Source organism: Carnobacterium sp. (assembly GCF_040274425.1).
The window spans coordinates 1-1,704 of record NZ_JBEMBC010000170.1; the positions used below are offsets into that span (position 1 = coordinate 1).

Consider the following 1,704-nt stretch of genomic DNA (forward strand, 5'->3'; position numbering starts at 1 on the left):
GATAATAAAAATGATAATTATTGGGTTGGTTCAAGGATTTACAGAACCAATTCCTGTGTCATCTAGTGGACATGTAGTAATCGCTAGTGAAATTTTAGGTCTTGGTGAACAGGGGTTTACGTTTGCTATATTAACAAATACAGCTTCATTATGTGCCATTCTTTATATTTATAGAAAGGATATTTCACGACTCGCAGTAAACTCATTTAATTATTTAAAAACAAAGAATATTCGTTTTAAAAGTGATTTTTATTTTGTTTTGTTTATTATCATTGGTAGTATCCCAGCTGGTTTTTTTGGTTTTTTATTAAAGGACTATATAGCAGAAAGTGTCAGTATGACAACGATTGCCGTACTACTTTTTGTGACAGGAGCTGGGTTATGGTTAATTCGAAACTTTAAAGGTAACAAAAACGAGAGTGATATTACCATAAAAGATGCTTTTATAGTAGGGTTAGGTCAAGCTGTAGCATTGACACCGGGAATCAGTCGTTCTGGAGCAACCATCATTTCAGCTATTGCTGTAGGAATGAAACAAGATACCGCACTTCGATTTTCATTCATGTTATATATTCCTGTAAGTCTCGGAGGAGTGATATTAGGTTTTTCTGATTTTTTAAATGAACCGAATAAAACCGACTTAGCCATTCCATATTTAGCTGCATTCATTGCAACACTTGTGATGACCTATTTTGCAACAAAATGGTTTATGGGAATTATGAAAAAAGGGAAATTAGTTTATTTTTCATATTATTGTTTTATTTTAGGTGTAATACTTTTAATTTTCTTTTAATAAATACTAGATATTAGGCTATACTTCTACACCCTTTTTTATTAACAATAATAGGTACTAAAATGTAAGTAACAAAGCTAAAAAAGTTCATTCAATGGAAATATTGAATGAACTTTTTTAAATATATAATTGGCGTGAACTAAATGATGTTTATATAAGGATTAACTTAAATGTTTATATTATATATAGTGAAAAATAAAAGTAAATAATTTGAAGTTCAGATACTTTCTTACAAATATAACGATAAGTTTGTTAAATATTTTTATTTACCTTTTTATACGAATCCATATGAAAATTTAAAAACTTTTTGTTATGATGTTAAAGTAACTTAATATAGATAATCATTATCAGTCCTATACCTTGTTTAGCTGCAATAATAGTTTGAAAATAACGTAATGGATTTCTACATACCTATCTTGATTTTACAAGTGACTTTTGTTAAAAAAAATAACTTATAAGTAATTATAAATTAAAAGGAGAATCTTTATGTCAAATAAACGTTCAGAAAAGAATCAAGATAGATACAAAAAAAATAAGCGAAATCGCAAATTAAAAATTATTGTAATATTAATACTTTTTTTAAGTGTTGGAAGTGGTCTACTTGGCTGGAAAGTATATAAAGATTTTCGTAATACTTCTGATAACATCTTTCAAGATATTACAACTCAAAATAAGCGTTCAGAACCTGTCGATGTCAAAGTAGAGGATCACCCTTTTTCTATGCTACTGTTAGGAACAGATAGTGGAGATTTGGGTCGAACTGAAAAGGGTCGTTCGGATACTGTCATGTTATTAACAGTTAATAAACAACAAGAAAAAATGACTATTTTAAGTATTCCCCGTGATACATATACTGAAATTATTGGACATGGAACAAAAGATAAAATTAATCATGCCTATGCTTTTGGCGG

At 28.8% G+C, this 1,704-nt stretch carries 2 protein-coding genes; both read left to right on the forward strand.

The window, feature by feature from the left end:
* Window positions 1–793 (forward strand): undecaprenyl-diphosphate phosphatase (locus ABS911_RS15050; RefSeq protein WP_350468224.1); only part of this gene is annotated, 793 nt, incomplete at its 5' end.
* Between the two features lie 486 nt (window positions 794–1,279).
* A partial coding sequence (locus ABS911_RS15055; protein ID WP_350468225.1) for an LCP family glycopolymer transferase occupies window positions 1,280–1,704 on the forward strand: 425 nt, incomplete at its 3' end.